This is a genomic window from Phyllobacterium zundukense (assembly GCF_002764115.1).
In the GTDB taxonomy this organism is placed as follows: Bacteria; Pseudomonadota; Alphaproteobacteria; order Rhizobiales; family Rhizobiaceae; genus Phyllobacterium; species Phyllobacterium zundukense.
This window is the reverse complement of sequence record NZ_CP017940.1, coordinates 300,285-324,703: the sequence shown is the minus strand read 5'-3', so window position 1 is coordinate 324,703 and position 24,419 is coordinate 300,285. Positions and strand designations below refer to the sequence as shown.

Genomic DNA, 24,419 nt, shown 5'->3' with positions numbered 1-24,419 from the left:
CACAATGCGCCTCTTCAAACAACCGCATTAGCGCGACAATTCCTTCAGACCCAGCCGGATAAGCTTCGTGGAGTCGGCGCCCTCGCCGGCATTCTTCAATGCAGCGGCAATTGCGTTGGCTGCCTGATCGCGTGAATAGCCAAGATTGGTCAGAGCCGACACCGCATCTGTAACAGGCGCGGGTGCAACGCCTTCACCGAGCTCCTGCTTGAGCCCGATGGTGCCCATTCCTTCACCAGCAAAGGCGGGCGCTTTGTTCTTGAGTTCCGTAACGATACGCTCGGCGACCCGTTTGCCGACACCCGGCGCACGGCTCACCATGGCGATATCGCGCAAAGCAATGGCATTGGCGAGATCAGATGGCGTCAGCGTGCCGAGCACACTCAATGCCACCTTGGCGCCGATGCCCTGTACGCTCTGCAACAGACGGAACCATTCACGTTCCAGCGCAGTGCCGAAGCCGAAAAGCCGGATCATATCCTCGCGTACATAGGTTTCGATGAGCAGCACCACGGCTTCGCCCGGTCCAGGCATGTTTGATAGGGACCGTGCCGAACAATAGACGACATAGCCAACACCATGCACATCGACGATCACATGATCCTCGCCGATTTCGTCAACAGTACCTTTGAGTTTTCCAATCATCCGAGTGCCGCCAGTTTCTGCTCGATCGCGATGCGCCCGATCGCGCTTTGCCGATGATGCGCGTGACAGATGGCAACCGCCAGTGCATCGGCAGCATCGTCCGTATCGAACGTCGCCTTCGGCATCAGCACCTTCACCATCATGTGGATTTGCTGCTTCTCGCCATGCCCGACGCCGATAACCGCCTTTTTGACCGCATTTGGCGCGTATTCGGCGACATGCAATCCGGCAAGTGCCGGGACGAGCAAGGCAATGCCACGCGCCTGGCCGAGTTTCAGCGTTGCGGTCGCGTCCTTGTTAACGAACGTATGTTCAACAGCGGACTCATGCGGCACCAACTGGTGGATCACCGCCGCCAGACCGTTATGCAATTGACAAAGGCGTGAAGCGAGATCGAGTTTGGCGTCGGAAAGGATTGTACCGGCCGCCACGAAGCGCAAGGAGTTGCCGAGCGTCTCGATGATGCCCCACCCGGTCCGCCTGAGGCCGGGATCAATACCGATGATTCGAATCGCTTCTTTCATGCCGTGACCTTATCCATGTGTCACACATGTTGACAGCAGAAAGGTGAACAAAAGAGAAACAAATATATGCGTTATATGCAGGATTTACAAAGAAACGGTATCAGCGATGGCTGAATGCCGTCGCAAGAAGGGTGATCTGATCCGAAACCGGATTGGCCGAGAGCATCCGTCGCTGCTCGGCGCCGACACCTTCATTGTAGATCTCATCGTCCATCTGCCGGACGCGAGCCTGCAAGCGCAAGGAACGGTGCACAATATCGCAATAGGAAAGCGGAATCTCATCCCAGCCCGTTACGGTTTCAGGCGCTGAATCCGTATCGAGGCGCACCTTGGCTTTCTCGGAAAGCACCTGCTCCAGCGTCATCTCGCCGCTTCGTGATGCGCGCTGCAGGAGCAGCCAGGACGCCACCTGCATCAGACGCGTTGTCAACCGCATCGACTCGGCTGCATAGAGCGTTGCGGCGATACGCGACAACCGCCGCGCCTCCTCTCGGCCCTCGCCATCGAGATAGGATGCGGCTTCTTCCACGAGGCTCATGCCTTCATCGTAAAGATGATTGAAGCTCTCCGAGCGGACCATACGCTCTGCGAGCCTTATCGTGTTGTCCACGTGGAATTCCTGTTCAGCCATCATATGCCCTGTTACCTAAATGCGCTGCCACGATCCGCAATTTTGCCAAAGCAGTGCTCCCTTACTGGAACAGCAAGCGTGGCACCACAACAGTCGGCGGGCAGTATTCCCCAGCAACCTGCCTGCATCCTCACATGAGCGCAAGTTTATCCTTAATAAAGGGTTAACGGCAGGGTCGACGGAAAGATATGAACATAAAAAAAGAGCCGCAAAACGGGGCGGCTCTCAGGAGTCTAACAGGGAGGCGTCAAACAAAGTGGCCAAACCACTTGGTAAGAATCCAGAAAACTGGATGATCAATTTATAGATTGTAATGCTTAACAACTGGTTAACACCAACAATCAAGTTAAAGAGACTGCTCTCGCGTTGGTCCAGCTCTGCCTTCATTCCTCAGGCAACGGGTGCTTTGGCCAGTCCAGCGTGACATCGGCCTGGACCGGGCGGTCGAGATAGGTGGATAGGACGACGTAGCTGCGTGAGGCGGTGACGCCGGGGATCACATAAAGCTGCAAGAGCAGGTGCTCCAGTGCTTGCGGGCCCTGCGTGCGCACCTTGAGGATCATCCCGGTATCGCCAGCCACCGAGTGCATTTCCTCCACCTCCGGGAATTCGCGCATGCGCATCAGCCGCTCACTCTTGCCCCAGCCTGTCGTGTCTACATGTACAAAGGCGAGAAGCGGTTTGCCCACCGATTCGCCATCGAGACGCGCGCTAACCGAACCTATTACTCCGGCGCTGCGCAAGCGCTTGACCCGCTCAAACACAGCCGGCGCCGAAAGCCCTACCCTCTCACCGATTCTCGCATAACTTAAGCCGGCCTCCTCGACGAGCGCCCCTAATATCTTTCGGTCGAAGCCATCGAGCGTGGCATTGGCTGGCCGCTTGCTCCGAACGCCGTTCGTTTCCTCGTTCACGGTGCAGTTTTCCTTGGTGCAAAATTTCATTCGGCAATAACAATGTAATGCAGAAGGAAATTTTGTTAAGAGCGAGAAAAGCGATGAAGCGTATCACACACAACCCGGTCGACGGAATTTATGCCGCAACGCCAGATTACGTTCACGCTTTGGAAATCAGCAGGCCGGAGCGAATCGTCTATCTCAGCGGCACGATGGGCCTCGACGCAACCGGAGCAGCCGGAAGAAACGTTGCAGAGCAGTTGGAGCTGGTCTGGGCGAACATCCGCACGATCCTCGCCTCGGCCGGAATGACGGTCGCCAATATCGTCAGGGTGACAAGCTATTTGCGTGACGCAGCCTTTGCGACGGAGAACCAGAACGCTCGTGTTGCGGCGCTGCAGGGAAATATTGTTCCGACCACGGCCATTGTCGTTCAAACCCTGTCCGCCGAATGGCTAGTCGAGCTTGAAATTATTGCTGCGGCTTAAACCTATCCGCCAGAAAGTAACTTGGCGCGTTTGCGTAATTCGAACTTCTGGATCTTACCAGTCGATGTCTTCGGTATCGGCTCGAACAGCACATGCCGGGGGCATTTGAACCGCGCCAGCAGCGTGCGGCAATGGGCGATAAGTTCTTCTTCGCTGGCTTGATGCCCCGACTTCAGTTCGACGAATGCGAGTGGCGTTTCCCCCCATTTGTCATCCGGACGCGCAACAACGGCGCAGGCACTGACAGCCGGGAACTTGTAGAGCGCATCCTCGACTTCAATGGACGAAATGTTCTCGCCGCCTGAAATAATGATGTCCTTCGACCGATCCTTGAGCTGGATATAGCCGTCCGGATGCATCACCCCGAGGTCGCCGGAGTGAAACCATCCGCCGGCGAATGCCTCGTCGCTGGCTTGGCGGTTCTTGAGGTAACCCTTCATGACGATATTGCCGCGGAACATCACCTCGCCGATTGTTTCACCGTCGGCCGGTACAGGCGCCATGGTTTCGGGATCGAGAACCGCAAGATCCTCCAGCGCGGCATAACGCACACCCTGGCGCGCCTTCTTGGCCGTGCGCGAAGACGTTTCAAGCGCGTCCCATTCATCCTGCCACTCATTGACGACAGCTGGTCCGTAGGTCTCGGTAAGACCATAAAGATGGGTGACGGCAAACCCGGCATTTGCCATGCCGGCCAGAATCGATTCTGGCGGCGGCGCGGCGGCCGTATTGAACGTCACCGTCTGCGGAAACGCGCGTTTGTCGCTCTCGGCCGCATTGATCAGCGTCGACATGACGATGGGCGCACCGCACAGATGCGTGACACCATGATCGGCAATCGCATCATATATCTGCTTGGCTCTTACCCAGCGAAGACAGACATGGGTGCCGAACTGGAGTGCCAGCGTCCAGGGAAAACACCAGCCGTTGCAGTGGAACATCGGCAGTGTCCACAAATAGACCGGATAACGCGCCATGCCAGACGCAATGATGTTGCCATAGCCCATCAGCGCAGCACCACGATGATGGTAGACAACCCCTTTCGGATTGCCTGTGGTACCGGACGTATAATTGAGCGTAATGGCATCCCATTCATCGTCGGGCATGGACCAAGCATAGTCAGGGTCACCGGCCTCCACGAAGGCATTGTATTCCATGTCGCCAAACGGCTTACCTTGCGGATAGGGCGCGTCGGCCGGATATTGGTCATCGACAAAATCAATGACTGTCGGCTTGACGTTGGCAAGCTTGAGCGCCTCGCGAAATACGCCGGAAAACTCCGTATCGACAATCGCAACCTTGGTTTCCGCATGATCGAGCTGGAAGGCAATGACAGCAGCATCAAGGCGGGTATTCAGGGAATGCAAGACAGCTTTCGTCATGGGCACGCCGAAATGTGCTTCCAGCATGGGAGGTGTATTGGAAAGCATGACGCTGACCGTGTCGCCCTTGCCGATACCTTGCCGGGAAAGTGCAGAGGCCAGTTGACGCGTCCGGCGGTAAAAAGTCCCGTAATCAACGCGCTGCGACCCGTGGATGATCGCCGTGCGGGTAGGATAGACGCGCGCCGCCCTCTCGAGATAGGACAACGGCGTCAACGGCTGGTGGTTTGCCGGATTGCGCTCAAGATCATGATCGAAAATTTTGCCCATCAACGCCTCCCAACGCAATAGTCGGCGAAGCTTAGACCAAGCCGGCGAAGCGAGGCTACCGGTTTTTCGAAAGGGCAAAAGAAAAGCACGCTCTGATCATCGGGAGCGGGCTAATCTGGTCTGTGGCAACGTGGTGGTCAGGACATGACTGTTCTTGTCGCGGGCTTCATGCTGGCCCCCACGGGCTTGCCCGTGACGACGGGCTTTGGTTTTGCAGTCTGTTGGACCGGGCGGCCGCCCCAACCGATGCGCGGCAGCCATTCGAGATAATAGGCAAGCGCAAATTGCGCCATGATTCCGCTGGCAATCAGCAGCGTATCGTCCAGCAAGCCGCCGGGATTCATCACCTTGACGACCTGCGCCACCATCGCAAGGATGGTACCCGCGACGAAAACCGGGAGGGAATGCTTACCGAGAATGGCCAGCGGATGGTCTACCGAGGTGCGCGCAAAATTGGAAATTGCCGGAACCGAGACAATGACATAGGCCAGCGCCAGAACGTGAGCGAGGCGGGTGAGCGACAGGAACGTCTTGTCGAAACCGGTGACGACCATCGGAAGGCCCAGCGAAGTATCAACACCCCACAGCGGCCAACGCACCCAGATCAATGCAATCAGGATATAGGCGACCGAGAGTCCAAACAGAAACTTGTTGAAGGCAATGCTACCGCCCCGGCGCACATGCATTATACCTGCAATGCCGATGACGAACAGGAACTGCCACGACAGCGGATTGAGAAACCACACGCCATCTGTCGGATAGTTTGGTGGCGCAATCTGATACACACCGGACACCAGCCACAAGGTGCCAGAAAGCACGACCATGACCGAAATACTGATGCTGGCAATCATGAGAAAGACCGGCAGCATCAGCAGCAGCACGCCGTACATCGAGAGGATATTGTTGTAGCCAAGCTGGTGGCCCATCGTGGCAAGGCCGATAAGCGCCTTTGCTGGCTGGTCCATCAGCGGACCAATATTGATGAACGACATGAAGTCGGGCCGTTTCAGATAGATGCCCGCGGCACAGAAAATCGCCAATGTCGCGATCGTCGTCAGAATATGCGTGCTGTAAAGCGTTGCTGCCCGCCGCCAAGCCTTGAGCGTCATGAGAAAGCGGTTGCCAGGCTCAAACTTGGAGCCATAGGCCAGTCCTACGGCTATGCCGGAAATCAGCACAAAAGCTTCAGCAGAATCGGAAAAGCCGAAGTTCTTGAGAGTCAAATTCTCATAGACGGTACCCGGAACATGGTTGACGAAGATCGTCAGCAACGCCAAAGCCCGGAAAACATCAATACGGGTGTCCCGCTGTTTGAGCTGATTCTGTGTCATAGCGTTCACCGATATCCTGTCATGCAAATTCAAATTCGCTTCCGGCCTCGATAGGAAGCGACTCACTTAGGCGTTGTGATGGGTAATGTTGACATAGGGCAAAAGTTGCGTTTCGCCCGATCAACTTTCGTTGACGATTATAACAGGCTGACGATTCCGTCGTACGTAAGCTTGAGTCCCATCAGCAGGATCATGACGTACATGAAGGGATAAAAAACCTCGGGGCGCATGCGTTTTACGATCCAGGCACCGGCAAAAGTGGCCAACGGTGCAAGGGGAATCAGAACGGCAGATGCTTCCAGATTCGCCGTATCGAATTGACCGAGCGCGAAATAGGGAATGACCTTCACTGCATTGATGATGGCAAAAAATATAACGCTGGTTCCGTTATAAATCTTGGGATCTTGCCGCAACGGCAAGGCATAAACCTGGTATGGCGGGCCGCCTGCGTGCGCCACAAAACTTGTGAAGCCGGCGATCGTCGACCAGAACGTTGCGGAAGCGGCATTGTGTGGTTGTGCGATTGAGCGCTTCGCGGCGCTCACGAAAAAATAGCGTGCGAAAAATACGATCGCTATGACACCGACAATCAGCTTCACCATGTCATCGGTAACGATCGAGGCGGTAAGCCAGCCAATACCGACACCCAGCAAACCACCTGGTAACATGAGCTTCAACGTCTTGGCATCACGGTACCCGCGCCATGACCACAGACTAGCCACGTCCATGATGATCAGGATCGGCAGCATGATCGCCGCAGCCTGAACCGGCGGCATGACCAGTGCCATCAGCGGAACACCGACCTGCCCCATGGCGCCGCCAAGACCGCCCTTGGAGAGCCCGATCAGAATCGTGGCAGGAACGGCGGCAGCATAGAACCATGGGTTCATCAGAAGATCAGACATGGCGGGAAATCCGGCAGGAGGGGACTCCCTCCTTTAACCCCGCTTGTCACAATTGAAAAATGCTTTTTGGAAATATGCCCCGATTTGATACACACGGTATTGATTATGCACTGGAGGGCAAACAGGTCCGTTCGAGGAAAGGACTATTCAAAGCACATGTCATCCTCTATGCCCGAATTCTATCATGATTGCCCATTCTATAGAGAACGATTGTGAGGTTGCAGCCCATGAACACCGAACCGACACCTCAACGCTGCCGTATCGTTCTGATCGCGCCCCCGGCTGCGAGTGCTGATGAACTTGCCAGGCTGCTTGGAAACACACTTTCCGGTGGAGACGTCGCGTCCGTCTTGCTACCCGCATACGACGCTGATGAAACCCTGTTCCAGACCATCGCCGAGGCCGCTGTTCCGATCATCCAGAATGCGGGCGTTGCTGCCATTATCGTCGGCAACACCCAGATCGCCGGACGGGTCAAGGCGGATGGCCTGCATGTTGAAGGGCCGGTCGCCGACATTGCAGCCAATGTCGCGCGGTTTTCCCCCAAGATGATCGTGGGTACCGGCAATATCAAGAATCGCCATACGGCACTTGAGATCGGCGAAGCGCAGCCGGATTATGTGCTCTTCGGCAAGATCGGGGCCGACACCAAGCCGGACGCGCATCCACGCAATGTTGAACTTGCCGACTGGTGGGCGTCCTTGGTCGAGATCCCTTGCATTATCCAGGCAGGCAACACGCTTGAAAGTATCCCCGAGGCGGCGATGACCGGCGCAGAATTTATCGCCCTCGGCACCGCTATCTTTGACGGAACCGATCCTGCAACGGCTATCAGAGAGGCAAACCGGCTTCTTGACGAGCATGCACCGCGATTTGAGGAATAATACCCATGGGCGCAAGATCAGGAAAACTGCTTTGTACTGTTGCGGTGGTGCTGATGGCCTTCCCGGTTTTGACAGTGAAGGGCATTGCCCAGACGACAGTTCAAACGCCGCCGGCTAGTGAACCCGGAAAGCCTGCCGTTGCAGCCCCTGCTCCAGCGGCCGCTCAACCTGCCGGTGTGCCCGTCACCACCACGAAACAGGACAAGCCGAAATCACCGGGCGATCCCGCGCTCGATACGATCAATCCGACACGGTTTGGTAAAGGGCTTGAAGATGAAGCCTTCGGCGCGTACCAGCGCGGTCTCTACAAGACGGCATTCAATCTTGCGTTGCCGCGTGCTGAAAGCGGTGACGCGGCAGCGCAGGTTCTGCTTGCTGAATTGCAGGCGCGCGGCCTCGGCATCCCGATCAATATGGCCGAATCGGCAAAGTGGTATGGCAAGGCGGCCGAACAAGGCATCCCCGAGGCGCAATTCCGCTACGCAGGCATCCTGCTGCAAGGCAAGTACGTGCCAAAGGATACGAAGAAGGCCAAAGAACTGATGAAGGCTGCCGCCGATGCTGGAAATGCTGCGGCGCAGTTCAACTATGGACAGATCCTGATGCAGGAGCGGCCAGGGACCACAGGACTGGATAACGCCTATCCATGGTTTCAAAAAGCAGCGGATAAAGGCCTTCCTGACGGTGAATATGCCATCAGCCAGATCCTCGCGAATGGCACTCCAACCATTCCTCGCGACATGCCCAAGGCAAGGCTTTATCTGATCAAAGCCGCGATCAAGGGTTACGACACGGCGCAGCTTGACCTTGGTAGCTGGCTTGTCGCGGGGCTTGGGGGCCCGCACGACTATAAGACAGGCTTTGGGTGGATGTTGCGTGCCGCAACCGGCGGTAATGTCGCGGCGCAGGCGCGACTGGCCAAGCTGTATCGTGATGGCATCGGTGTAGAGGGCGACTTCATCAAGGCGGCGGCCTGGTACATCGTTGCCAAGCGTGCCGGCTTGAACGACCCGGATCTCGATTCCTTCATGGATGGCCTCGACGACGCCCAGAAGCAGGCGGCAATCACGCAGGCAAACAGTCTGCAATGAGCCATCGGTGATTTGTGGCGTTGACGGAACGTGCGTGCCCGGCATAGCTTTTCGATACAATGAATAAGTGACTCCAAGGGAATGGAAACTGAAAATGCCCCTGATCAACCGTGCGCATGAAATGCAACAACACGTCGCCGAATGGCGGAGGCATTTGCATGAAAATCCAGAAATTCTGTACGATGTGCACGAAACATCGCGCTTCGCAGCAGAGAAACTGCGGGAATTTGGCTGCGACAGCGTCGAGACAGGCATTGGCAAGACCGGCGTAGTCGGCCTTATTCATGGGCGTCACGGTGATGGGCCGGTGATCGGTTTTCGCGCTGATATGGACGCACTGCCTATCGCCGAAGCCAGCGGCAAACCCTGGGCCTCAAAGGTCCCCGGCAAAATGCACGCATGTGGTCATGATGGCCATACCGCCATGCTGCTTGGCGCTGCACAATACCTTGCGGAAACGCGCAATTTCAGGGGCACGATCGCTGTTATCTTCCAGCCAGCCGAAGAAGGCGGCGCTGGCGCCCTCGCCATGATCGACGATGGCTTGATGGACCGCTTTGCGATCCGCGAAGTCTATGGGATGCACAATGCGCCTGGCCTTCCCGTCGGCCAGTTCGCAACCCGCAAGGGTTCGATCATGGCCGCTACCAACGAGTTTGAGATAACGGTTACAGGCCGCAGCGGTCACGCTGCCAAGCCACATACCACCATCGACCCGGTGGTGATTTCGGCACACATCATCCTGGCCTTGCAATCGATCGTATCACGCGAGACAGACCCGCTGAAAGCGCTTGTCGTATCCGTGACACAGCTCAACGGCGGCGATGCCACCAACGTCATCCCCGATGTCATCACGCTCGGCGGCACGGTTCGGACGCTCGTGCCGGAGATTCGTGAATTCGCGCAGAAGCGGCTGACGGAGATTGCCGAGTCGACTGCCGCTGTCTTCGGTGGCAAGGCGGAGGTCAATTATCATCAGGGCTATCCCGTTACATTCAATCATGATCGCGAAACGGATTTTGCCGTCAGCATTGCTCAAACGATCGTCGGTGATGCGGCGGTCAATACGAGTATGCCGCCGGTGATGGGCGCCGAGGACTTTTCATACATGCTGGAAAGCCGTCCAGGCGCCTTCGTTTTTCTTGGTAACGGCGATACGCCCGGCCTTCACAATTCCGCCTATGATTTCAATGACGACGCCATCCCCTATGGCATCAGCTACTGGGTGTCATTGGCCGAGAAAGCATTGGCCGCCTGAGGCGTTCCGAGACCGTTGAGAATTCAGCCTGATGTGGCAGATGCCCGTCAGGCTGAAGCGATCAAGGTAGCGGTTTTTGCGCTTTCTCTTGCCTATTGCACGAATTTGTGGTCTTGGAGGCGCCATTATTGAGCGCTGCGACCACTGTTGGCGCCAACTCACAACTTCAATCCGGATAGACAAATGAAAATCAACGGTAATGAAATCCGTCCAGGCAATGTGATCGAACATGATGGCGGCCTTTGGATTGCGGTCAGAACCAATCACGTCAAACCCGGCAAGGGCGGCGCCTACAACCAGGTGGAATTGAAAAATCTTATCAACGGCACAAAGCTCAACGAACGCTTTCGCTCCGCCGAGACCGTCGAGAAAGTCCGCCTTGAGCAGAAGGATTTCTCCTTCCTCTACGAACAGGGCGAAGCACTGATTTTCATGGATACTGCGAGTTACGAACAGCTTGAGCTGCAAAAGGATTTTGTCGGTGATCGCGCCGCTTTCCTGCAGGACGGTATGATGGTCACGGTTGAGCTCTATGACGAGCGCCCGATCGGTATCTCGCTCCCCGATTACGTGACGCTGGAGATCACTGAGGCTGATCCGGTCGTAAAGGGCCAGACGGCCGCCTCGTCCTACAAGCCGGCAGTTCTCGAAAACGGCATTCGCGTTCTGGTGCCGCCGTTCATTTCGTCCGGCGAGCGCATTATCGTGGATACAAACGAATTGACCTATGTCCGCCGCGCTGACTGAGCCGGCTCAGGCGCCCGCTCCTGGGTGCCTGTTTGATTTTTGATTTGACGGAGAAATAACCCGAAATGGCGCGTTCAGCGATCCTCAATGTAATGGTGCAAGCTGCTATGAAGGCAGGGCGCTCGCTGGCGCGCGATTTTGGCGAAGTACAGAATCTGCAGGTCTCCCTTAAAGGTCCGGGCGATTATGTCAGCCAGGCAGACAAGAAGGCCGAAGAAATCATCTATGCGGAACTACGCCGTGCCCGTCCTGATTACAGCTTCCTGATGGAAGAATCGGGCGTGATCGAGGGCGTTGACAGCCAGCATCGCTGGCTGGTCGATCCACTGGATGGCACCACCAACTTCCTGCATGGCATCCCGATTTTTGCGGTTTCCATAGCCCTCGAACGCCAGGGCCAGATCGTGGCCGGTGTGATCTTCAATCCTGCCATGGACGAGCTTTACACGGCCGAGCGTGGTGGTGGGGCGTTCCTCAACGACCGCCGCCTGCGCGTTTCCGGCCGTATCAAGCTGGTTGATTCCGTGATCGGCACAGGTGTTCCCCACATTGGCCGCGGTCACCATGGCAATTATCTCGTGGAACTCCGCAATGTCATGGGTGAAGTGTCGGGTGTGCGCCGCATGGGTGCAGCGGCGCTGGATCTTGCCTACGTAGCAGCGGGCCGCTTGGACGGCTTCTGGGAAAATGGTCTTTCGCCCTGGGATATTGGCGCCGGAATCATCATGGTTCGTGAGGCAGGCGGCTTTGTGACCGACTTCGACGGCGGACAGGACGTGATTGAAAGCAAATCGATCGTGGCCGGCAACGAAGCTATCCAGCGGGCCCTTGTAAAGACCCTCAAGAAGCCGATCTAGAGTTCTCGCTCATTGGCCTGCCTCAAATCCGGTTGAATTTTTCACGGAGAAGAACAAATTCAACCGTTGCCTCATTGTACCTTCCATTTTCACCGCAATTTCGGTTAGGGTCGCAGAAATCGATTTGGCTTGGATAGATAACGTCCAGGTTAAGCCGTAAGAGGGTGGTGCATTCTTGAATGCACCGGGTAGGCGACGCGGAGACGATGCAATGGCTGATTTCAGTTCGACCCGCCAGGGTATGGACGGCGATGATTATGATCCTTACCGGCTCTCCAGCCCACGGTTCGTTCTTTTATCCATGGCGATCTTCCTTGCGATCGTCGCTTTTCTCGCCGCTATTCTCTTTCGTCAGATTCACGTCTTCTTCGTCACCAATCCCGGACTCAACAGCCTGATTATTGGCGTCCTCGTCGTTGGTATTCTCCTCGGCTTTGGTCAGGTCATTCGCCTCTTTCCCGAAGTGCGCTGGGTCAATTCCTTCCGCCAGGGCAATAATGATCCGAGTGCCAAGCCGGTGATGCTCGCGCCAATGCGTGCCTTGATCGGGCGGCGCCAATCAATGGCCCTTTCGACCAGTGCGATGCGGTCGATGCTCGATTCGATCGCCTCCCGCCTCGATGAAACGCGCGACATCTCCCGCTACCTGATCGGCCTCCTGGTATTTCTCGGCCTTCTCGGCACATTCTGGGGCCTGCTGGAAACGATCGGCTCCATCGGCCAGACCATCCAGTCGCTCGACCCGCGCGCGGGTGACGCCAACAGTGTCCTCGACTCGCTGAAAGCCGGTTTGCAATCGCCGCTTCGTGGCATGGGGACAGCCTTCTCATCTTCGCTCTTCGGCCTTTCAGGCTCGCTTATTCTCGGCTTCCTTGATCTGCAGGCCGGTCGTGCACAAAACCGCTTTTATACGGAGCTTGAAAACTGGCTTTCCAGTGTCACCGATCTCGGTTCCGACCTGCATGCGCTTGATGCGGCGAGCAGCGGTACATCCGACGAACTCCGGGCCTTGTCGGAGCGCCTGCAGAACATTCAGGAGACCGGTGGCTCAAGCCAGCGCACGACGGCAGCCTTGGCAAGTCTTGCCGAGGGCATTCAGGGGCTTGTGAAGAACATGCGCACGGAACAACAGATGATGCGCGATTGGGTGGAAAAGCAGGCGGACGAGCAAAAATCCATCCGCCAGACGCTCGCCAAACTGGGAGATGCGATCTCCCGTGACAAGGCAAACTGAATATGGCCTTGGGTCGTAACCGCAAAGCCCTCCGTCACGTTGATTACTGGCCAGGTTTCGTCGACGCGCTATCGACCTTGCTGTTGTCGATCATGTTCCTGTTGTCAGTGTTCGTGCTGGCACAGTTTCTTCTGAGCCAGGAGATCACCGGCAAGGACGCCGTTCTCAATCGGCTCAACTCGCAGATAAACGAACTCACGCAGCTCCTGTCGCTTGAGCAAGGCAACAAGCAGGATCTGGAAGATACGATCGCCAATCTTCAGGCGTCGCTCACCAATGCGCAAAACGAGCAATCGCGCCTCCAGTCTCTGCTTTCTCAAGGCGCAGGCGCGGGTGCTGCCGCTGAGGGCAAGATCAACGAACTTTCCAGCGGCCTTGAAAGCGAAAAACAGATCAGCGCCCGAGCGCTGTCGCAGGTCGAAATCCTGAACCAGCAGATCATGGCCCTGCGCAAGCAGATCGGCGCTCTGGAAGACGCGCTCAACGCTTCTGAATCGCGCGACAAGGAATCCAATGCCAAGATTGCCGACCTCGGCAAGCGCTTGAATGTGGCCTTGGCGCAGCGCGTTCAGGAACTCAACCGTTACCGCTCCGACTTTTTCGGCCGCCTGCGTGAAATCCTCTCCGACCGCGAAAATATCCGCATTGTCGGAGATCGCTTCGTTTTCCAATCCGAAGTGCTGTTTCCTTCCGGCACAGCGGTTTTGAATGAAGCTGGTTCCGAGGAAATGAAAAAACTCGCTGTCGCCTTGATCGAGCTGCAGAAGGAAATCCCTGATGAGATCAACTGGGTTCTGCGCGTTGATGGTCACACCGACAACGTCGCTCTTTCCGGGACCGGTCAGTTCAAGGACAATTGGGAGCTGTCATCCGCGCGCGCCATTTCCGTGGTCAAATTCCTGATTGCCAACGGAGTCCCGGCAAACCGCCTCGTCGCAGCAGGTTTCGGCGAATTCCAGCCGCTTGAACCTGGCGAAACACCGGAAGTCCGTGCTCGCAATCGGCGTATCGAACTGAAGCTCACGGAGCGCTGAAGCTCAGGCGTAGACCAGTGCAAGCAGCGCCAGCAAGGCAGGCCCCGCCTGCACGAAGAGAATTTTCCTGCCAACGGTCAACGCACCGAACACCCCTGCGACGATCACACAGCCGAGGAAAAACGCCTTAATGGCAAAGCCCGCATCGCCGAGCCACAGCCCCCAGACCAGCCCAGCAACCAGGAAGCCATTATAAAGTCCCTGGTTCATGGCGAGAGCCTTGGAGGCCGAAGCGAATTCCTGCGTCAGCCTGAAGGTTTTCAGCCCTAGCGGTTTGTCCCAAGCAATCATTTCCAGAAACATGAAATAGACATGCAGGAGCGCCACCACTGCTGTCAGAACATTTGCAATCATCCCCACCGTCCCCTTTGCTACGAAACGAACCAAAGCATTGGAGGGTTTGATTGGCAATGGGCAGGATTATTCTGCAGCGCCCTTGAATGCGTCGGCGCCCGCTTCGAATTGCAGCTTGGCAAGGCCGGCATAGATACCGTTCCTCTTGACCAGTGTCTGATGCGTGCCTTCCTCGACAATACGGCCATCCTCCATCACAAGGATACGGTCGGCCTTGAGCACGGTAGCAAGGCGATGGGCTATTACCAGTGTTGTCCTGCCCTGCATCAAGTGATCGAGCGCCTGCTGCACCAGCATCTCGCTTTCGGCATCGAGCGCAGAGGTTGCCTCATCGAGCAACAGGATCGGCGCGTCGCGCAGGATGGCACGGGCAATGGCGACACGCTGGCGCTGGCCGCCAGACAGTGTCACACCACGCTCGCCAACTTGTGTACCATAACCATGATCGAGCGCCTCGATGAACTCATGCGCGAGCGCCGCCTTGGCGGCGGCCTCGATCTCGGAATTGCCGGCACCCGGCCGGCCAAAACCGATATTGTCACGCGCCGTTGTGGCAAAAATCGTCGTATCCTGCGGAACAATGGCGATACGTGATCGCAGATCGGTCGGATCGGCCTCACGTAGATCGACACCATCCACGCGAATGCTGCCGGAAACCGGATCGTAGTAGCGCAGCAGCAACGAAAACACTGTGCTCTTGCCTGCGCCGGACGGGCCGACAATCGCGACCGTCTCCCCCGGCTGAATGGCGAAATCGAGGCCCTTCAGTGCGGGCGCGTCGGGACGCGTCGGATAATTGAACCGCACGTCGTCGAAAACGACCGAACCAACTGGCGGCTGGGGCAGCGCGACAGGATTAGCTGGCGCTGCAATAGCCGGCTTTTCGGCCAAGATTTCCATCAGCCGTTCCGCGGCTCCCGAAGCCTGGCTTAGCTCACCCCAGACCTCCGAAAGCGCACCCAGGGCGCCGGCGGCAAACACGGAATAGAGCAGGAACTGTCCAAGCGTTCCCGGTGTGATTGCGCCGGAAAGAACATCGCGCGAGCCAAACCAGAGCACGGCAACCACGCTGGAAAAGATCATGAAGATCGCGAAGGCCGTCAGGATAGCCCTAGCCTTCACCGAGGACTTGGCTGCAAGGAAGGCGTCTTCGACCGAAGCCCCAAACCGCCCGGTGGCCAGCTTCTCGTTGGTAAAGGCCTGCAACGTACGCACGGAGACGATGGACTCGCTTGCATAGGCCGTCGCATTTGCCAGCGTATCCTGAGCAGCCCGCGAGCGGCGCCGAACCGAGCGGCCGAATGCGACCAGAGGAATAATGATCAAGGGGATTGCAGCAATCACCAGGCCGGAAAGTTTGGGACTGGTGATGATCATCATCACGATGGCACCAAAGGCCAGTATGACATTGCGCAGGGCAACCGAGGCCGTAGCCCCGACCGCCGATTTGATTTGCGTCGTATCCGCCGTCAGCCGCGAGACGATCTCGCCGGATTGGGTACTGTCGAAAAACGCAGGCGAAAGCCGTGTCAGGTGGGCAAACACATCGTGGCGCAGGTCGGAAACAATCCGCTCGCCAAGTGTGATGACAAAATAATAGCGGCCAGCTGAAGCAATGGCGAGAAGGGCGGCGAGTAGGACCAGCATGCCGAAATAATTGTTGATGAAGGCTCCATTGGCGCCGGTAAAGCCGTGATCGATCATGCGCCGGACGGCGAGCGGAAGCGTCAGGGTCGTCGCCGCCGCAAGGATCAATGAAACCAATGCACCGGCCATCATTCCCTTGTAGCGGGACATATATGGGAAGATGCGACGCAGCGGCTTCAACGAACGCCGCTTCCTCTCCGCTTCTTCAAAAGCCATATCGGCCATTGTCTCTGTCTTCCTCACATCGCTTTTGCGACTTTGCGGCCAGACGGCCTTGTTATTGCTTAAAGGCTGATGTATAGGCTCGCCAACAGTTTTGGAAGCCCACGCCCCTGTGACGTTTGGCTTCATCTCTACCAATCGGCTCCGGACCGGCATTCCACTTAGGCAGTGGCTCTGGTTTTGTGCCCTCTAGTTTAGGACGATACAGATGAAAGCCAAGATTCATCCCGATTACCACACCATCAAGGTTGTCATGACCGATGGCACCGAATACTTCACCCGTTCCACCTGGGGCAAGGAAGGCGATACGATGAACCTCGATATCGATCCGTCCACCCATCCGGCATGGACCGGCGGTTCGCAGCAGCTGACCGATCGTGGCGGCCGCGTATCGAAGTTCAAGAGCCGTTTCGCCAATCTCGGTATATAAGACCGTCTGGCAAACTGGATTTGAAAACGGCTCCGTTCATTCGGGGCCGTTTTTGTTTGCCGCAAAGCGAACCGGACTGAACCTCAAGGTGTTCCGCACTCTGGCATAAGGCACAGCCGCAATCCCCTATCCGCCTAGCAGTTTGACAAGTGGCTGATTCGCCAATAGCTTTTTCTTGTCTGCATGCGAAGGGAAGGAGAGCCCGATGGCTGATGTGACTTCAGGTAGCGATACCGTTTCGGGGACGGCGATCGAGCCAAGTCTTCACAGGGTCATGGGTCCCTGGCTTCTGCTTCTGTTCATTGTTGGTGACATTCTGGGAACGGGTATCTACGCGCTCACCGGCCAAGTAGCCAAGCAGGTTGGCGGTGTGGTCTGGCTGCCATTCCTTGTGGCATTCGTCGTCGCCGTCGTCACCGCCTTCAGCTATCTTGAACTCGTAACGAAGTATCCGAAGGCGGCGGGCGCTGCGCTTTATACGCACAAGGCATTCGGCATCCACTTCATTACCTTTATCGTCGCCTTCACTGTCATGTGCTCGGGCATTACTTCCGCATCGACAGCCTCGCGTGCTTTCGCAGCCAATCTTTCGGGGGCATTCCAGCTCAATCTGGAAACCGGGATCGGCATCTCGCTCGTTGCGCTGGCGTTCATGGCGGTCGTCGCCGCTGTGAATTTCCGCGGCGTTGGCGAGAGCGTGAAAGCCAATGTGGTTCTCACGATGGTGGAACTTACCGGTCTGCTGATCATCATCTTCATCGGGCTCTGGGCCATTGCCGGTGGTCAGGGGGACGTCTCGCGCATCACGCAATTTGCCACATCACCCGATTCCAGCGTCTTCTGGTCGGTCATGGCCGCTACCACTCTTGCCTTCTTCGCCATGGTCGGCTTCGAAGATTCGGTCAACATGGCCGAAGAATGCAAGAACCCATCGGGCATCTTTCCGAAGGTTCTCTTGGCTGGCCTCTTCATCACCGGGGCGATCTACGTACTGGTTTCGATTTCGGCCATCACACTGGTCTCACCGGCAGATCTCGGCGAAGGTGAAACACCTTTGCTCAAGGTCGTTCAGGCAGGGGCACCCAATTTCCCATTGTGGATTTTCGGCTTCATCACCATGTTCGCCGTCGCCAATAGCGCCCTTATCAACATGTTGATGGCAAGCCGTCTGGTCTACGGCATGAGCCGCGAACATGTGCTGCCGCCATTGTTCGGCAAGGTGCATCCGACGCGCCGCACCCCCTATCTGGCCATTGCGTTCACCACATTGCTGGCGTTTGCCCTGATCATGTTTGTCGGCGAGGTCCCGGCGCTAGGCGGGACAACAGCGCTGCTGCTGTTGTTCGTATTTACCGTCGTCAATATCGCCGTTCTGGTCCTGCGGCGGGAGAGAGTTGATCACACACATTTCCGCACGCCGACATTCCTGCCCGTTCTGGGTGCAATTTCCTGCGCATTCTTCGCCGGTCCCTGGACCGGGCGCGATTCGGTACAATACAAGATTGCCGGTATTTTGATCGGGATCGGCATTGCCTTGTGGGTGGTCACCATTCTGGTCAATCGAGCCACGGGCGTGGAACCGGCCGAGCCGGACATGGAATCTCTGGGCGGCGACGGACCGGTCAACTGAATCATAAAACAAAAATCCCGCCAGGCTTTCGACTGGCGGGATTGAACCTGATATGATCTTGCGACAGATCAGGCTGCGCTGAGCTTGGCCAGGACTTCGTCGCTTACCTCGAAATTCGCATAGACGTTCTGAACGTCGTCATCGTCGTCCAGCGTTGAGATCAAACGAAGAACCGACTGAGCCTTTTCTTCATCCACCGGTGCAGTTGTCTGCGGCTTCCAGATCGCTTTGATCGACTCGGCTTCGCCGAGAGCGCCTTCCAGCGCCTTCGATACATCACCAATATCTTCGAAGGCGCATAGGACCACGTGACCGTCTTCATCGCTCGTAACGTCATCCGCGCCCGCTTCGATCGCAGCTTCCATGACCTTGTCGGCGCTGCCGGCGTCCGGCTTGTAGGTGATTTCGCCGACGCGGTTGAACATGAAACCAACCGACCCGGTTTCGCCCAATGCACCGCCAGCCTTGGTGAAAGCCGCGCGCACATTGGAAGCTGTGCGGTTGCGGTTATCGGTCAAGGCTTCGACGATGACGGCAACGCCACCCGGGCCATACCCTTCGTAACGGACTTCTTCGTAATTATCGGCGTCGCCACCGGCGGCCTTCTTGATGGCCCGCTCGATATTGTCCTTGGGCATAGACTGCGCCCTGGCGTTCTGCACAGCCAGACGCAAGCGCGGGTTCATCGCCGGATCAGGCAGCCCCTGCTTGGCGGCGACAGTAATTTCGCGCCCGAGCTTGGAGAAGATTTTCGACCGAACGGCGTCCTGGCGCCCTTTGCGGTGCATGATGTTCTTGAACTGTGAATGGCCTGCCATGGCACCCCTGCATGCTTAATTACGGTTGCTGATGTTTCGCGTCAGGGGCCCTGCAAGAGAGAGCTGCGGGCTGCTCCGAACGGAAACATGCTTCTGGAATGGCGCCCTTATAGGTAAAAACAGGCGTCTCGTCCAGCATACAAGCGTGTTTAGCTGTCACAGTATTTTCAGCAAAGGTTGAGGCGTGTCTCAAGGTAACCAGTTTCCGAGACAGTCGAGCAAAGATCGAACCATTCGCATCCCGTGCAGGCCGATCGTGTGGCGCCATTCATGAAAGCCGTGCGAAATCGCTCGAGGACCAGGCCATCAAGCGCGATCACATTTCCGGCTTGCAGGGATTGGCCAAGCAACTGGCCGACGTCATGCGCCGCCTTTGCATCCCGCTCAACAATACTGTCGCGCAAGCAATGCGGCTCATGCGTTTCGAGGAGGGGCTGGCAGATATCGTCCGGCCCCTCATGGATCATGATATCTTCGCCTGCCACGAGCCGCGCAACGACCTTGTCGTAGTTGGCGGTAAAGGCCGGACTATAGCCTTTACCGACATAGGTCAGCATGCATAGCAGATGGTGGGGGCGAAGCCTTATCGTCAAGAGAGGCGGACCATGATCCCTGAGCGGCGGAGCAGTTCGATCGTCGCTGCTGCTAGCGCAGATTTGAGCACGCCGCCAGCAATGAACGGCGCAACACCGAAGGTCCAGGCTTTCTCGAACCCGATGATGTTCGCCAGCCAGAATGCACCGAGCACGAGGCAGAGTGCATTACCGAGAAGCATGACACCAAAGGAGGCAAACGGGTTGCGGGTGAACCCGCGTTCAGCCAGAAAACCAACAAATGCAGCAACGACCGGAAAAGAAACAAGATATCCAGCTGTTGGGCCTGCAAACGCAATCTGGCCAGGCATGCCGTTAGCCAGAACAGGCAATCCCACAAAAGACTCGAAAAGCCAGGCGATGACAGTGATCCCGCCAAGACGCCAGCCATAAAGCGCTCCAACCATGGTAACTGCAAAGGTTTGCATGGTCACTGGCACCGGAACCATCGGCACGGATATCCAGGAACTGACGGCGAGAAATGCCGTACCGATGAGGACGGCCAGCGCCTTATAAGCAATCGAACGATTGGCGAGTTTCAGGGGAACGAAAGCGCCAGAGAGCATCAGGTAATTCATCGAATTAAAATTCCTCGTAAAAATGTTGAACAGGTCAGCCAGGTTCAGATCACGCACGTTTTTTCCTGCGGCGTGCCAGCATGTTGAGCGCCTCGACGAGAGCCGAGAAACCCATCGCCGCATAGATATAGCCTTTGGGTACGTGGAAGCCGAAGCCATCGGCGATCAGCGTCATGCCGATCATCAGGAGGAAGCCCAGGGCAAGCATGACGATCGTCGGATTGGCCGCAATGAACTTTGACAGCGGCTCGGCAGCGAGCAGCATGACCGCCACCGCAGTAATGACCGCAATCACCATGATGGCGATCTCGTCGGTCATGCCGACGGCGGTGATGATCGAATCGACAGAAAATACGAGGTCCAGCACGAGAATCTGCGTAATCGCCGCGCCCATCGTCAGGGTCACGGCCTTGCCGATAACGTCGTCCTTGGCATCCTCATGATCGACCGTATGATGGATTTCCTTCGTTGCCTTCCATACCAGGAACAACCCGCCGGCGATTAGTATCAGGTCGCGCCAGGAGAAGCCATGTCCAAAGGCCTCGAACAGGGGTTCCGTCAGCTGCACGATGATTGAAATAGTGAACAAAAGGGCGAGCCTCAGGATGAGTGCAGCACTGATGCCGAGACGGCGGGCGCGCGCCTGCTGTTCCTTCGGCAGCTTGTTGGTGAGGATCGAAATGAAAATGAGATTGTCGATGCCTAGCACAACCTCCATCACGACCAGCGTAACGAGTGCAATCAGGCCGGATGGCTGATAGATGAAATCGAAATGGGAGAGAAGCGCTTCCATGGGGGTCGTTCCTGCGTTGCTAATGGCCCGGATGGTGCAAACCGATGGCACGACTTAAGGGTGCCTACGGCCTTCGGTCAATTCATTTCCAGAAGGACGGGATAGTTTCTTCAAGTCTCGGCCCAAGCCGCAAAGGTGCGATCTTTTCGGCAAGCCCGGTGCGGTCGGAAATCTCGACGCCAACACCGCAGATAGTCGCCTTGCCGCTCGCCGCTTCGAACCGGCCCTTCGGCACTTTGGAGAGGAAGCGATTGAGCGGTTCTTCCTTGTCCATGCCGAGAGAGGAATCATAGTCGCCGCACATGCCCGCATCGGACATGTAAGCCGTACCGCCATTCAGGATCTGCGCGTCCGCCGTTGGCACATGCGTATGGGTGCCGACGACGAAACTGGCACGGCCATCGACAAAATGGCCGAAACACTGCTTCTCGCTGGTCGCTTCCGCGTGGAAATCGAAAACCACCGCATCCGCCTGTTCGCCGAGAGGGCATGCGGCCAGGATTTCCTCGGCAATGGTGAAGGGATCGTGCAGATCCGGATGCATGAATACCCGGCCCATGATGTTGGACACGAGAACGCGGGCACCATTCTTGGCAAGGAACACACCCGAGCCTTTACCGGCAGTACCGAGCGGGAAATTCGCAGGCCGCAGGAAGCGCTGTTCCCGTGCCGCAAAGATAAGCGCCTCGCGCTGGTCCCAGACGTGATTGCCTGTGGTGACAACATCCGCACCGGCATTGATCGTGTCGTGGAAAATTTCCTCGGTGATACCAAAACCGCCGGCAGCATTTTCGCCATTGACGATGGTGAAGTCGAGTTTCAGATCGGATATCAGCCCTGGCAATTGCTCATAGACTGCTGTCCGGCCGGAGCGGCCCACCATGTCACCAAGAAAAAGTAATCTCACGCGCACATCCTGATAGAAAGCTCCCGTTTCAGCGGGGCTCGTAATTGTTAATTGGCTTTATCCGCCTAGCCAAAGCTGCGCAAGCCGCTTTCCGTCAGGATAGCCTCCAGCGGCATGTCGTGCGGCTCATCCGGCACGATTTCGACCTCCTGGCAGTCAAACGCCACACCGATCAGCCTCGGATTAACGCCTATCTCCTGCAAGCGGGCGATGGCCCGGTCATAATAGCCCGCACCATAGCCGATGCGGTGACCGCGTACATCAAAGGCGGCCAAGGGAACCAACATGAAAGTGGGTTCAAGAACCGCCGCATCTTCTGGTGGCCCCGCCGTACCAAAGCCTGTCTCGATCATCGGCGCGCCCCGTACCAACTCGCGAAACAGGATGGTCCGTTTGTCGATGATCACTGGCAGGCAGAGCCGAGCACCGCCCTCGCGCAGACCGAAAAGCAGCGGGCGCAGATCCACTTCAGAACGGATGGGCCAGAAACCTGAAACAATCGCTCCCGGATCAAGGTGAAAGGACGCCAAGCCGATATCGGCAATTCGTATCGATGCTTCGATCCGGTATTCAACGTCAAGCGCATCGCGACGACCCAAGGCTTCCAGCCGCAGGTTTTTCTTCAATTCTTTGATGGGGGAGAGGTGTTGCACAGTGGCGATCTCATGAGGCGCCGGCATAAGCCGGCTCGGGATGAGCAAAAATAGAAGTGGCGTCCACACAACCGATGGAGAAGTCGATCCCGGGAACCTACAAAGTAGGTGGGTGCCGTGTGAAGAAGCCCACGGGCCTCCTCAGGGACAGCTCCCTAAGGGATCATTAAGGCCCCGGGGAATATGTCTCTCCTGTCGAGAAGCGCAGAGCGCCAAAACAAATATAGGACGGATGCATGTATTGCACCAGTGGCGTCGTCGGCTAATTTCATGCACTTGCCCTCATTCTCTCCCGACCCTAATCTCGCCCCATCGTGAAAGGACCTATGATGCGGTTTGAAGGAACAGCGGCCTATGTGGCTGATAAGGATTTGATGATCGCGGTGAATGCCGCGATTGCACTGGAACGCCCGCTGCTCGTCAAGGGTGAACCGGGAACCGGCAAGACGGAACTTGCGCGCCAGATCGCCGCTGCGCTTAACCTCGATCTCATCGAATGGAACGTCAAATCCACAACCAAGGCGCAGCAGGGCCTCTATGAGTACGACGCCGTCAGCCGCTTGAGGGATTCGCAGCTTGGCGATGCGCGCTTCAATGAGATCAGGAACTATATCAAGCCGGGGAAGCTATGGAACGCCTTCACCGCAGACCAGAAAGTCGTGCTCCTGATCGATGAGATCGACAAGGCCGATATCGAGTTCCCCAATGATTTGCTGCAGGAACTCGATCGCAACGAGTTCTTTGTCTATGAGACCGGCGAAACCATTCAGGCCGTGCACAGGCCCATCGTCATCATCACTTCGAACAATGAGAAGGAGCTGCCCGACGCCTTTCTGCGCCGCTGCTTCTTCCACTACATCAAATTCCCCGATGTCGACACGCTGACCAGGATCGTCGAGGTGCATTATCCCGGCATCAAGAAGAACCTCGTTCGCGCCGCCCTCACCCAGTTCTACGAAATTCGCGAGGTTGCTGGCTTGAAGAAGAAGCCCTCAACCTCCGAGGCGCTGGACTGGATCAGGCTGCTCGTTGCCGACGATGTTGCACCCGAGGATCTGCGCGCCGACCCGAAAAATGCTTTGCCCAAACTGCATGGGGCGCTTCTGAAAAACGAGCAGGACGTACACCTGTTCGAACGACTGGCATTCATGGCGAGGAGACAGGGATAAATGAGCGTTGAAATCCGCCCATTGCAGACATCCGACGAGACCGAATGGCGCCGGCTGTGGACTGGCTACCTGACCTTCTATGAGACCACAGTTGCGGAAGAAGTCTATCAGACCACATTCGCCCGGCTGACTTCCGGCGCCGACCACGAATATCGCGGTTTCATCGCGGAACTTGACGGTAAGCCGGTTGGCCTCACCCATTATCTGTTTCATCGCCATTGCTGGAGCATCGAGAACGTCTGTTATCTCCAGGATCTCTACGCCGATCCGGAAGTCCGCGGCAAAGGTATCGGCCGCGCCCTCATCGAGGCAGTCCACGCCGAAGCAACCAAGGCCGGCGCACATTCGGTTTACTGGACGACCAACCAGAACAACACGACGGCCCGCCAACTCTATGACCGTATCGCCAAGGTCACGCCTTTCATCAAATATGTGAAGATGGTCTAGA

General features: G+C 56.8%; 27 protein-coding genes and 1 other RNA gene. 12 read left to right on the top strand and 16 right to left on the bottom strand.

Features of this window, described 5'->3' with window-relative positions; genetic code table 11:
* Positions 1-27: 27 nt before the first annotated feature.
* The 4 genes from ruvA to BLM14_RS01585 all read right to left on the bottom strand — a co-directional run bounded on the left by ruvA (position 28) and on the right by BLM14_RS01585 (position 2,714).
* Complete coding sequence (ruvA, locus tag BLM14_RS01600) at positions 28-645, bottom strand: Holliday junction branch migration protein RuvA (protein ID WP_099997799.1); 618 nt, start codon at positions 643-645, stop codon at positions 28-30.
* Positions 642-1,169 (bottom strand): crossover junction endodeoxyribonuclease RuvC, encoded by a 528-nt coding sequence (gene ruvC / locus BLM14_RS01595; protein ID WP_099997798.1) that lies wholly within the window; start codon positions 1,167-1,169, stop codon positions 642-644. The genes ruvA and ruvC overlap by 4 nt, the downstream gene beginning before the upstream one ends.
* 100 nt (positions 1,170-1,269) lie before the next feature.
* A complete protein-coding gene (gene rcdA / locus BLM14_RS01590; protein WP_099997797.1) occupies positions 1,270-1,803 on the bottom strand; it encodes a protease adaptor protein RcdA in 534 nt (177 codons plus the stop codon).
* 380 nt (positions 1,804-2,183) lie between these two features.
* Positions 2,184-2,714 carry an Lrp/AsnC family transcriptional regulator gene (locus BLM14_RS01585; protein WP_418314195.1) on the bottom strand — a complete coding sequence of 177 codons (531 nt, stop codon included), beginning with the start codon at positions 2,712-2,714 and terminating at the stop codon, positions 2,184-2,186.
* Positions 2,715-2,797: 83 nt separating this feature from the next.
* On the opposite strand from BLM14_RS01585, the gene BLM14_RS01580 reads away from it, so the two are divergent.
* Positions 2,798-3,184: a RidA family protein gene (locus BLM14_RS01580; RefSeq protein WP_099997795.1), complete on the top strand. Its 387-nt coding sequence runs from the start codon at positions 2,798-2,800 to the stop codon at positions 3,182-3,184.
* A 2-nt stretch (positions 3,185-3,186) separates the two neighbouring features.
* Here the strand turns inward: BLM14_RS01580 and BLM14_RS01575 are convergent, their stop codons facing one another.
* The 3 genes from BLM14_RS01575 to BLM14_RS01565 form a co-directional block, all read right to left on the bottom strand.
* Positions 3,187-4,836 carry an acyl-CoA synthetase gene (locus BLM14_RS01575; RefSeq protein WP_099997794.1) on the bottom strand — a complete coding sequence of 550 codons (1,650 nt, stop codon included), beginning with the start codon at positions 4,834-4,836 and terminating at the stop codon, positions 3,187-3,189.
* A 137-nt stretch (positions 4,837-4,973) separates the two neighbouring features.
* A complete protein-coding gene (locus BLM14_RS01570) occupies positions 4,974-6,167 on the bottom strand; it encodes an OpgC family protein (RefSeq protein ID WP_099997793.1) in 1,194 nt (397 codons plus the stop codon).
* Between the two features lie 137 nt (positions 6,168-6,304).
* Positions 6,305-7,072 (bottom strand): sulfite exporter TauE/SafE family protein, encoded by a 768-nt coding sequence (locus tag BLM14_RS01565; RefSeq protein ID WP_099997792.1) that lies wholly within the window; start codon positions 7,070-7,072, stop codon positions 6,305-6,307.
* Between the two features lie 227 nt (positions 7,073-7,299).
* On the opposite strand from BLM14_RS01565, the gene BLM14_RS01560 reads away from it, so the two are divergent.
* The 7 genes from BLM14_RS01560 to BLM14_RS01530 all read left to right on the top strand — a co-directional run bounded on the left by BLM14_RS01560 (position 7,300) and on the right by BLM14_RS01530 (position 14,177).
* Positions 7,300-7,956 carry a thiamine phosphate synthase gene (locus tag BLM14_RS01560; protein ID WP_099997791.1) on the top strand — a complete coding sequence of 219 codons (657 nt, stop codon included), beginning with the start codon at positions 7,300-7,302 and terminating at the stop codon, positions 7,954-7,956.
* 5 nt (positions 7,957-7,961) lie between these two features.
* On the top strand, positions 7,962-9,047 hold the full coding sequence (locus BLM14_RS01555) for a tetratricopeptide repeat protein (RefSeq protein WP_237143434.1): 1,086 nt from the start codon (positions 7,962-7,964) through the stop codon (positions 9,045-9,047).
* Positions 9,048-9,141: 94 nt separating this feature from the next.
* Positions 9,142-10,305 (top strand): M20 aminoacylase family protein, encoded by a 1,164-nt coding sequence (locus BLM14_RS01550; protein ID WP_099997789.1) that lies wholly within the window; start codon positions 9,142-9,144, stop codon positions 10,303-10,305.
* Positions 10,306-10,488: 183 nt separating this feature from the next.
* Positions 10,489-11,052, top strand: a complete 564-nt coding sequence (gene efp / locus BLM14_RS01545) for an elongation factor P (RefSeq protein WP_099997788.1) — start codon at positions 10,489-10,491, stop codon at positions 11,050-11,052.
* 65 nt (positions 11,053-11,117) lie between these two features.
* Positions 11,118-11,909, top strand: coding sequence for an inositol monophosphatase family protein (locus tag BLM14_RS01540; protein ID WP_099997787.1), 792 nt, complete (start codon positions 11,118-11,120; stop codon positions 11,907-11,909).
* 211 nt (positions 11,910-12,120) lie between these two features.
* Complete coding sequence (locus BLM14_RS01535; RefSeq protein WP_099997786.1) at positions 12,121-13,143, top strand: MotA/TolQ/ExbB proton channel family protein; 1,023 nt, start codon at positions 12,121-12,123, stop codon at positions 13,141-13,143.
* Between the two features lie 2 nt (positions 13,144-13,145).
* On the top strand, positions 13,146-14,177 hold the full coding sequence (locus BLM14_RS01530) for a peptidoglycan -binding protein (RefSeq protein ID WP_099997785.1): 1,032 nt from the start codon (positions 13,146-13,148) through the stop codon (positions 14,175-14,177).
* Between the two features lie 3 nt (positions 14,178-14,180).
* Here the strand turns inward: BLM14_RS01530 and BLM14_RS01525 are convergent, their stop codons facing one another.
* Positions 14,181-14,531, bottom strand: coding sequence for a DUF1304 domain-containing protein (locus BLM14_RS01525; RefSeq protein ID WP_099997784.1), 351 nt, complete (start codon positions 14,529-14,531; stop codon positions 14,181-14,183).
* Positions 14,532-14,597: 66 nt separating this feature from the next.
* A complete protein-coding gene (locus BLM14_RS01520; protein ID WP_204251979.1) occupies positions 14,598-16,538 on the bottom strand; it encodes an ABC transporter transmembrane domain-containing protein in 1,941 nt (646 codons plus the stop codon).
* Positions 16,539-16,608: 70 nt separating this feature from the next.
* Here BLM14_RS01520 and rpmE point away from each other — a divergent pair, with 70 nt between their 5' ends.
* On the top strand, positions 16,609-16,830 hold the full coding sequence (rpmE, locus tag BLM14_RS01515; protein ID WP_099997782.1) for a 50S ribosomal protein L31: 222 nt from the start codon (positions 16,609-16,611) through the stop codon (positions 16,828-16,830).
* Between the two features lie 205 nt (positions 16,831-17,035).
* Positions 17,036-18,460 (top strand): APC family permease, encoded by a 1,425-nt coding sequence (locus tag BLM14_RS01510; RefSeq protein ID WP_099997781.1) that lies wholly within the window; start codon positions 17,036-17,038, stop codon positions 18,458-18,460.
* Between the two features lie 68 nt (positions 18,461-18,528).
* Here BLM14_RS01510 and BLM14_RS01505 read toward each other — a convergent pair whose 3' ends face one another.
* The 7 genes from BLM14_RS01505 to ssrS form a co-directional block, all read right to left on the bottom strand.
* Positions 18,529-19,278: a YebC/PmpR family DNA-binding transcriptional regulator gene (locus tag BLM14_RS01505; RefSeq protein ID WP_099997780.1), complete on the bottom strand. Its 750-nt coding sequence runs from the start codon at positions 19,276-19,278 to the stop codon at positions 18,529-18,531.
* A 167-nt stretch (positions 19,279-19,445) separates the two neighbouring features.
* The gene (locus BLM14_RS01500) at positions 19,446-19,835 is read right to left on the bottom strand and encodes a DUF1284 domain-containing protein (protein ID WP_237143433.1); all 390 of its coding nucleotides are present in this window, start codon (positions 19,833-19,835) and stop codon (positions 19,446-19,448) included.
* Between the two features lie 32 nt (positions 19,836-19,867).
* Positions 19,868-20,449 (bottom strand): biotin transporter BioY, encoded by a 582-nt coding sequence (locus tag BLM14_RS01495; protein WP_100000976.1) that lies wholly within the window; start codon positions 20,447-20,449, stop codon positions 19,868-19,870.
* Between the two features lie 49 nt (positions 20,450-20,498).
* A complete protein-coding gene (locus tag BLM14_RS01490; protein WP_099997778.1) occupies positions 20,499-21,242 on the bottom strand; it encodes a TerC family protein in 744 nt (247 codons plus the stop codon).
* A gap of 82 nt (positions 21,243-21,324) precedes the next feature.
* Entirely contained in the window at positions 21,325-22,149 is an 825-nt protein-coding gene (locus tag BLM14_RS01485; RefSeq protein WP_100000975.1) for a TIGR00282 family metallophosphoesterase, read from the bottom strand.
* A gap of 65 nt (positions 22,150-22,214) precedes the next feature.
* Complete coding sequence (locus tag BLM14_RS01480; protein ID WP_099997777.1) at positions 22,215-22,829, bottom strand: 5-formyltetrahydrofolate cyclo-ligase; 615 nt, start codon at positions 22,827-22,829, stop codon at positions 22,215-22,217.
* Positions 22,830-22,859: 30 nt separating this feature from the next.
* A non-coding RNA gene (gene ssrS, locus BLM14_RS01475) (6S RNA) lies at positions 22,860-23,016 on the bottom strand.
* Between the two features lie 115 nt (positions 23,017-23,131).
* On the opposite strand from ssrS, the gene BLM14_RS01470 reads away from it, so the two are divergent.
* Complete coding sequence (locus BLM14_RS01470) at positions 23,132-23,971, top strand: AAA family ATPase (protein WP_100000974.1); 840 nt, start codon at positions 23,132-23,134, stop codon at positions 23,969-23,971.
* The gene (locus tag BLM14_RS01465) at positions 23,972-24,418 is read left to right on the top strand and encodes a GNAT family N-acetyltransferase (RefSeq protein WP_099997776.1); all 447 of its coding nucleotides are present in this window, start codon (positions 23,972-23,974) and stop codon (positions 24,416-24,418) included. It begins immediately after the preceding gene.
* The last annotated feature ends 1 nt before the right edge of the window (position 24,419 follow it).